5 protein-coding genes and 1 tRNA gene are annotated in these 8795 nt (G+C 47.7%); 3 read left to right on the top strand and 3 right to left on the bottom strand.

Features of this window, described 5'->3' with window-relative positions; genetic code table 11:
* Positions 1-315: 315 nt before the first annotated feature.
* Together Q8O92_07915 and Q8O92_07910 are read right to left on the bottom strand one after the other, a co-directional pair.
* Entirely contained in the window at positions 316-1311 is a 996-nt protein-coding gene (locus Q8O92_07915) for a substrate-binding domain-containing protein (protein ID MDP2983239.1), read from the bottom strand.
* 14 nt (positions 1312-1325) lie between these two features.
* Positions 1326-2513 (bottom strand): DUF4380 domain-containing protein, encoded by a 1188-nt coding sequence (locus Q8O92_07910; protein MDP2983238.1) that lies wholly within the window; start codon positions 2511-2513, stop codon positions 1326-1328.
* A gap of 926 nt (positions 2514-3439) precedes the next feature.
* Between Q8O92_07910 and Q8O92_07905 the strand changes: the two genes are divergently transcribed.
* Together Q8O92_07905 and Q8O92_07900 are read left to right on the top strand one after the other, a co-directional pair.
* Positions 3440-4798, top strand: coding sequence for a two-component regulator propeller domain-containing protein (locus tag Q8O92_07905; GenBank protein MDP2983237.1), 1359 nt, complete (start codon positions 3440-3442; stop codon positions 4796-4798).
* A 160-nt stretch (positions 4799-4958) separates the two neighbouring features.
* Positions 4959-5034, top strand: a tRNA-Thr gene (locus Q8O92_07900).
* Positions 5035-5662: 628 nt separating this feature from the next.
* On the opposite strand, the gene wecB is transcribed toward Q8O92_07900, so the two are convergent.
* Entirely contained in the window at positions 5663-6532 is an 870-nt protein-coding gene (gene wecB, locus Q8O92_07895) for a UDP-N-acetylglucosamine 2-epimerase (non-hydrolyzing) (protein MDP2983236.1), read from the bottom strand.
* Between the two features lie 1619 nt (positions 6533-8151).
* Here wecB and Q8O92_07890 point away from each other — a divergent pair.
* Complete coding sequence (locus Q8O92_07890) at positions 8152-8496, top strand: hypothetical protein (protein ID MDP2983235.1); 345 nt, start codon at positions 8152-8154, stop codon at positions 8494-8496.
* The last annotated feature ends 299 nt before the right edge of the window (positions 8497-8795 follow it).

Here is an 8795-nt window from a genome sequence, read left to right as displayed (position 1 = left end):
CGCATATGCACCCACAGTATTGATGTAGAACCGGTCGTCCATATCTGACCGCCACAGAGAACCTTTCTCACCTCCGGGTTTCTTCGAAATATCTCTTTCGATAAAATGTATCTCGTATCGCTCCCCTATTCCCAAACAGGTTTCCTTCAGAGTCCTTTCTATTTCCTCTGTACCTTCCGCCGATATTTCGCCGGACATTCAATGTGATAGAGGAGTATACTCTTATTATGTCTCTTCAGTATGTGTTCGCTCATACCCAAAAGATAACCCCGAAGCAGAGCTTCGAGGAATTCTTTTGATTAACACCTGCTTGCATTATCTCATGAACTGCTGGCAGTTGCTCTTGTCCACCAGAATGGTGCCGGTATCGATGACCCGGGGTACTGCGCTGATTCCCGCCGCTTTGTTATCTTTCGAGATGGGGAGGTTATGGTGATTGATCTGGTACAGGATGCTGAGGCCGTAATAGGGCATGAGCATGGTCTGCTGAACCACGGTGGCGTCTATCACCCCGTCCCTGATATAGGCGAGGATATCGTTGTCACGGTCCATCGCAACCACCTTGACCTTTCCGATAACCTTGGCCTCTTTCACTGCGGTCGCGGCGCCAGCTCCTCCGGCAGCCTCGACGCAGCCGATTCCCGCGAGGTCAGTCACTGCCGCGAGGACGGATGCGGCGGCCTGGGCGGCCATCGGGACTTCCGATTTGGTATCGGCTATCCGGGCAATTACGATGTCCGGGTATTTCCCCAAAGCTTCCCTGTATCCACGGACTCGTTCTTCGAGATTGGGCTGCCCGACTTTGGTCAGGATTGCCACTTTGCCTTTACCACGTAAAAGTTCGGCCAGTTTCTGTCCTCCCCGGAAGCCGGCATCGTAGTTGCCTGTCCCTACAAAGGCTATACGTTTGGAATTGGGCAGGTCTGAATCCAGGGTGACCACCGGAATTCCTGCATCCACCGCCTTGTTCACTGCATTGTTGAGCGATTCCTCGAACCCGACTACCATGATACCTGCCGGCCTTTGAGCCACTGCAAGTTCGATCGCCTGAATCATGGCCGTAATATTCAGATCCGCCGGTCCCTTATACTGGGTCTGCACTCCGAAATGCTCTCCGGCCAGCCGGAGCCCTTCACGGTGGTCGTAGAAGTAAGAAGCCGAGCCAAGCGCCGATATCTCAAAGTATAAATCTTCACGGGCGCCGGGAGGAATCTTGTGGTCGCCCTCCAATTTCTGACCGCCGGACGAGCATCCGGTGAGCAGGAATGCCAGGATGAGCGGAATAAACCAGATGGATTGAAACGATCTCATGAATCACCTTTCTTCTAAAACTTAATCTCGCCAAGCGTCAGGGTCGTTGTTTTGTCGTACGACAGTACCTGGTAGCGGATTCCGGCGGCAATCGAAGAATAATCGGTCTTTGGCTGTTCAATATTAATTTCACCCAGGGGAGATATTTCACTGAGATTCTTCATACCGATCTGTTTTTTATTTTTATCCAGATACACTACCTGGAGAATTCCCCCGTAAAAAACACCGAATTTTGCGGTTATGATATCATCCTTTACCTTCAATTCTTCAGCCACCACTCCTGCCGGAATCACTCTCTTCACTCCTGATGCGTGGCACGCCGCCCAAGTGACATCGAGTCTGGCGGATTCACCGTTATTGAGACGAGTCAGCGGTCCCATCACTTCCAATTCCATAAGTGCAGTTTCGGGGGAATACTCGGTGGTGACATCCTTGTTATTGGCTTTTATGGTTCCTGTTCCGGATGTCCATATCTCAAAATTACTCCCGCCATCCGGGTACTGGGCGCCTTTTTTAACTGGGAAGAACATGACAAAAACCACATTGTTATCTTCGTCATGCCAGGCCGCCCATCCCTCACGGACTTTCATGCCCACTTTTCCCACCTGTTTATCATATTTTGCACGGAAAATCCCGTTTTCCACATCCATCCACTGCGGATTCTTTTTCTCTCCGTAAACGACATGCCAGTCTCCCTTGTTCACCGGGACATATACGGTACATTTCCGGTCAACCGGGACAGTAGCCAGATGCCAGAGTCCCCAGGTAACCGGCTGTTTTACCACATTGGTCATCGAGAGATTAAGGTTTACCATGGAGCTCGAAGGGATGAGTGAATACAAGTGTTTATACTGCAAGCCGGTTCTCTCCTCGCCATCGTCACGCGGGCTGGTCACGGTTATGACACCGTTATCCAGTTTTCCATCATAGGCAGCGCCGTCAAGCACATTGTCAGGAGGTCCCGGCCATTCATTCTTACCGCTCCAGCCCTGCGGCGCAGGCCAAATTTTGGCGCCGCCGGGATTAAAGAATTTCTGGCCGAATCCGTATCCCTGGTCTTTTTCGACATACCCTTCTTTTTTGGAATCATGCCAGAGAATCTGGTATCCGCGAAGATTATATCCCATGATCTTCCCGCCAAGTTCCGGAACAATATCGAGCTTGGTATACCGGTTTTCCAGTGAAAGGGAATTCCAACCCAAGAAACCCTCCTGGGTTTTGATTGCCTGCTTGGCCGGAGCAGGGGCATTATTTTCGCCGCTTTTATCTTTTGAACAGGAAAGACTGAAAAAAAGGAAAAGCATAAGCAACATATGAAATACTTTCGAAGGACGCATACACACACCTTTCTTTAAAATAAGTTGTATCAATTCACATAGTTTATGGTTAAAATTTTAGGCTCTTCTCCAAATTAGTTGGTAAATTTTGCAGTGCAAAATGAGATAACTCTTTGAGAGGCAGCCCCCTAGATCCCCCGAAGGGGGACTTTGCATCGTTAGGGATAAAAAAAGTTTTGTTACGTAAATAATCTATACAAGCCTCAATCTGTCAAGCCTCAGCCGAAGGCTGACTTGCTTGGGCTTGACAGCAACTAACAAAATATTTCAATTCAGGGTTGGATTGAGATCATTTCCTCAATGCAACCCTTATAAGTAAATTTCTTTGCCAACTCTTTTGGAGAAGAACCAAATTTTATTATTAATCGAGGCATTTGCAAAAGTCGTTTTATATGTAAAAAAGAAGGCAAATTGTTAACTACAGCCCCCTATTCCTCTATCCCTTTCCCCCGAATGGGGCAAGGGAAGTAGTTGTTCCACAGCAGTTTCCTGCCCCCTTCGGGGGAAGGATGTCCGAAGGACACGGGGTCCCCGCTCGTACGAAGTACGTGCGGGGTGGATTGAAGGGGGCTGCGTCAAAAATCTCGACTTTTGCAATTGGCTCAATCTTCTAATATAATTTTCTCTCTTCAAGCATTCAAGATAAAATATTATCCGTGTATGGCTGAAAATTGCGAAATGATACGAAAATATTTGATTTTTATGGTGATATATTGTATATTTTGCGACAATTTACAGCTTATTATTTCCGTTTTTGATCTCTTAGCGATTTCCATGTAAAGGAGAAAGAAATGAGGTTACGGCCTTTTTTTGGGGCAATACCTGCTTTGGCGATCTGCATCGCTTTCCTCGCAACTGTTTCACAAGCGTATGTTGGTGGAAACTGGATAACATATACCACGAAAAACAGCGGTCTGGCCAGTGATGATGTGCGCGCTATCGGTATGGACAGCAATGGAATAATGTGGTTCGGCACCGCTAACGGTCTTTCAAGATTCGATGGAAAAACATGGACGACATATAAAACCGCAAATAAACTGGCTCATAATACAGTAAATACCATCATGTATGAATTCGGTCCTTATGGCGATGAAATATGGGTCGGAACCGAAGGGGGAGTATCTGTGATAAGTTCCAAACCCGATGCGGTCACCATCGCAACGCCCTATACCACGACCAATACAAAGTATCCCGGCATGATTTCGGATAAAATTTATTCCGCCGCTGTGGATACTCAGCATGTACGCTGGTTCGGCACCGATAAGGGATTGATGAGTTTCAACGGCGCCAAATGGAAATCTTATACCGCTTCCGATACCACTGCTCAGAAACTTGCTGACAACCATGTCAATGCCATCGCCTACGAAACCACTAAGAACGGCCCCGAAATCTGGATAGGGACCAATAACGGCATCTCGGTTATGAATACCAAAATTGATGCGGTCTCCTTCGCCACTCCCTATACAACAAAGAATACCAAGTATCCCGGAATGATTTCCGATACGATACTGGCCGCCGCGGTGGACACCAAAAATGTCAAGTGGTTCGGCACCGATAAAGGTGTTACCAGTTTTGACGGAAGCAAATTCAAATCTTATACCACACTGGATTTCCTCTCTGATAACCACATTACTTCAATTGCAGTTGATAAAAAAAACATGATCTATTTCGGTACTGTCAGCGGCGGAGTTTGCCGTTTTGACGGCGTCTCCAGCGCCTCACCTTTGGATACCAACTGGAGCGATATCGCTTCCAACAACATCCGTGCAGTCGCGGTGGGCAAATATGGCGCACTTTGGTTCGCCACCGACCAGGGTGTCACCCGATACATACCGGAAGGGAGCTCGGTGAATGAAACCGCAGCGTTCCCTATTGCTCTCTCCATTCGCGGAGTTTTCCCCAACCCGTTTAATCCGTCAACTACGATCGTATTTTCCCTTCCCCGAACCGGACAGGCTACTCTTGCCATTTATAATCTTTCCGGCCAGAAAATCCGTGAGCTTGTTTCAGGCGCCATAACCGCCGGGAATCATTCGATGCAGTGGAACGGCAGGGATGATAAAGGCAAGATAGTGTCTTCGGGAGTGTATATCACACGGCTTCGCATGGGGGCAATGACCGCTTCCCAGAGCATGCTTCTTCTCAAATAGATAATTCGGTATCATAAAGACTTTTGTAAAAAATCTGTTTAATTGATAGATGCCGAAACGGTTTCATCGTTCCCGCCAAGCGGCAACAAGTTCGGCATGACTATATCATCCTCGTAAACCAGTTGACTTTAATGGTAATTTTCCGTAGATTCAGGGCAAGGCCAACGTAGCTCAGTCGGTAGAGCAGCTCACTCGTAATGAGCAGGTCGACCGTTCGATTCGGTTCGTTGGCTCCATAAAATATTCAATAATAACAGCCACTTGCAGCAATATTCAATGTGGTTTTTTTATATTTGTAATGGTTCTATGCAGGTTCTATGACAAAAAGAAAATCGTGAAGAAAAAGTTTTAATAAATATTGAGTTTCCTGTGCGAGATTTGAATGAGCGAAGCGCGGTTTTTTTCACTTTGAAAATGCCCCGGACTTGACGATCTCGCAGTAAGGCCGAAGATGAAAATACCATGCTCGCTTCAAGAGCAAAAAAATTCAACAACTAAACGCAACTGGGTGCAAGATAATAAGGAGGTAATAAGTAAAATTAGAAATAGTGAGAAATAACAAAATCCCTTGTCAAATTATAATATATCCCCATATTGTATATAGAATTGATGAAGCCACAACATGGCATTTTTTACATTGGATCGATGGTGGAACCTTGCTGGAGAGATGGAGAATTGATACAAGTGATTTAGCCAACCTGATTTTTAATCGTGGTTTGCAAGCATGGGATATACAGGTGCCAGCAAAATATTGTGGGCAACTATAGTGGAACGCCAGCCAAACTACCCTTTATAGCTTTGAAGCTGTTGCGACAATGGAAGATGACAACGGAAAGACAGAGCAGGAATTTTCACCGTTGATCACTATACCGTTTGTTCGACGATAATCCGTGTGATCCGCTCCGCTGCCCGGCCGTCCCACAGCGGGGGGATCTGCGACGTGCTGTTCCTGTTATTCATAGCATCACGATAAGCCGCAATGATCGGCTTCGGCTTCGTCCCTACGAGGCGATTCGAACCAAGCGTGCATGTCACCGGCCGCTCGGTGTTTTCACGCAACGTCAGGCAGGGAACCTTGAGAATCGTCGTCTCCTCCTGTATTCCTCCAGAATCAGTTAGAACAATTCGCGCATTGGCCATCAGTTTCAAAAACTCAAGGTAACCGATCGGCTCCACCAGTCGCAGATTGTGCATCACATCGACCCGTCCTTTTAGCCCGTTTGCCATCAAATGATGATTTGTGCGAGGATGAATCGGGAAAATGACCGGCATGTCACTCTGCACAGCATCAAGCACATCCACCAATCCCGCCAGCACCGCCAGGTCGTCCACGTTGGCCGGCCGATGCAGCGTCACGACGGCATAGCAACGCGGATCGAGCCGCATTTCTTCAAGGATGCGGGTCCGCTCGGCCTTCTCACGATTCTTCAGCAGCGTGTCGATCATGACATTGCCGACAAGGTGAATTTTCTCCTCACTAACGCCTTCCTTGAGAAGATTTTCAATCCCTGCTTTTTCGGTGCAGAAAAGTAGATCGCTTATCGCATCGGTCAGCATGCGGTTGATCTCCTCCGGCATCGTACGGTCGTAACTCCGCAGTCCGGCCTCTACATGGAGGAGCTTCACCCCCAGCTTGACCGCCACCATGCCGCAGGCAATAGTGGAGTTGACATCGCCCACCACCAGCACGGCATCGGGTCGATGCTCCAGCACAACTGGCTCGAATGCGGCCATGATCGCCGCGGTTTGCTGCGCATGGCTTCCCCCGCCGCACCCCAGATTGATATCCGGCTAGGGGATCTCGAGTTGGCGGAGAAAAGAGATCGCTCATCTTCTCGTCATAGTGCTGTCCGGTATGTACTCGCGAATGGTGGTATAGTCCTTCATATATACCTCTTCGTACTTATCGCTCCGCCACAGTCGCCCCACAAAGTTTCGCGTAATATTTCTTGTTTAACTGCGTTATTTCCCATTAAATCATGTATACAATTATACACATTTTCAAGAGAATAATGCTGTTTCATCGAAAAATGGCATTTACACCTTGAAATATAGTATATAAATAACATAATTCCAACAAGATTTTCAGCAACAAATCACCCCACATCATGTCTGGCGGTTTTAAATTGTGTTCAACGCCTTTTCAGTGTCGGCAAGCATCTGCAGTCAACCATAGTGACTCGGATTGGTTTGTTCTTGTGGTTTCCGCCACTTTCTTGGGAAAAGAATTCTTGGTAACCATCGCGGTTCTATGAGTCTTCTCCCCTGTGCTTGGTTTATAGGTATCGGCTGTTCTCTTCGGGAAAAACACCCCGCGACTGCCTTTACGGATGGTGGAAAGTTTTCCACCGGTCTTATGATCAATGGCAACCGCGACTTTATCCGCGAATATAAGACCTTCTGTATCCATCCTTACTTAAGCGACAACTTCCTCTGTCCGCCCTCTGGGGCGGATGCGTCCAATCACGGTGAATTTTTATGATTAAGCCGCAGTCGGCACAACGTTTTTCCGTCCATTCCGCCTCCTTTGTGGCCTTGCATGATTTACAATAATGAGGCTGATGATCCCAATCACGGCATACCCGCATAATAGCGCCGCATTTTTCGCAAGATTTGTCATACCACTTGGCGTCATGCCGGGCTTTGCAAGCTTTGCAGAATCTTGGAGCGTTATCCCAGTCCCGGCACACTTTCATTATAGCAACGCATCCCTCGCAGGTTTTTTCAAATCACTTCTCCTCGTGGGCAGCCTTACATGACTTGCAGAAACGGGGGGGATGATCCCAGTCACGATGAACATTTATTGCTGTTCCACACTCTTCACATGACTTTTCATACCATTGGGCAGCGCGTTCTTCTTTGCAGGACTTGCACATGGAAGGTGGATTACTCCAGTCCTCATGAACATTGATTTCTGAGCCGCACTCGCTGCAGGATATGGTGTACCATCCAGACATTTTATTGCCCCCACTTATGAGATGCCATTATCGATACAATTTTTCAATTGCCTTTTTCCCTTCCGATTCGACTATCCCAGCATAGACCTGCAGTGAATGTGAAAATGAGCGGGCAGTTCCGCCTTGCTCATGATGATTTTAAAAAACTTCTGCAAGGCCCGTTTTGAGATTTTACCTCCTTGTCAGATTATTGAGTAGGTACGAGTTCTCGTCCAGGCTGTACCCGAATCGCTTTTTATAACCGAGATACACCTGGCATTTTCTTTTGAAGTCGGCATTGATCCAGACATCTCTTTTTTTGTTTCCCTTGCCAAGAACGACAATTGACGACCGGTCACTATCGATAATGAGGTTACCGCCATCCGTGATATCGTTGATTTCACTACCGGCGAGCCCATGATCCTCGTCGCCACCGAGGCCGGATACCTGTTCAAATACGACCGCACCGGGAAACGGCTGCTCTCCATGAGTGTCGGGAGCGCAATCTCCGACATGAAAATCAGTCCCGTCAAAGAACACGGGAGGAATGACATCGTGCTCACAACCCGTGACGGGCGGCTTGTGGTCGCCGATGATTCGCTCATCATCCGCGCTTCCGGTAACCTGGGCAACACTCCCCTTCTTGGTATCACCCTGGGAGGGAAATCAGAAAAAGAAGAGATTCTTTATGCTGTAGGCGAAAAAGGGATTTCCATGGTGTCGTACCACCCCTTCTTCCTGAAAAAATCGAGGCAATACTGAGAGATTGTGCGGACCTGACGTGGTGGCGGGAAAGGGGAAGGGAGAACGCAGAAGAGCGTATCTGAGGGAGTTGAATCCGGTGGAGCACATTTGGGATGAACTGCGGGGAAAACACTTTACTAACCGGCCAATTTCTCGCTCTTGAATGTTATACTATATCGCTTGCATACGTTAAAGAATGATAGTATACTTCCTTGTGGGAATATTTCCCCAGAAGGAGGTAGAGGAGATGAGAAAGGCAGTCATTGTTTCGCATTTGACACCTGAAGAGTTGAAGGAGCGAATGCTTGCATCCAAAG

The sequence above is a fragment of the Candidatus Latescibacter sp. genome, from assembly GCA_030692375.1.
Lineage (GTDB): Bacteria > Latescibacterota > Latescibacteria > Latescibacterales > Latescibacteraceae > JAUYCD01.
This window is presented reverse-complemented; position numbering and strand designations above follow the sequence as displayed.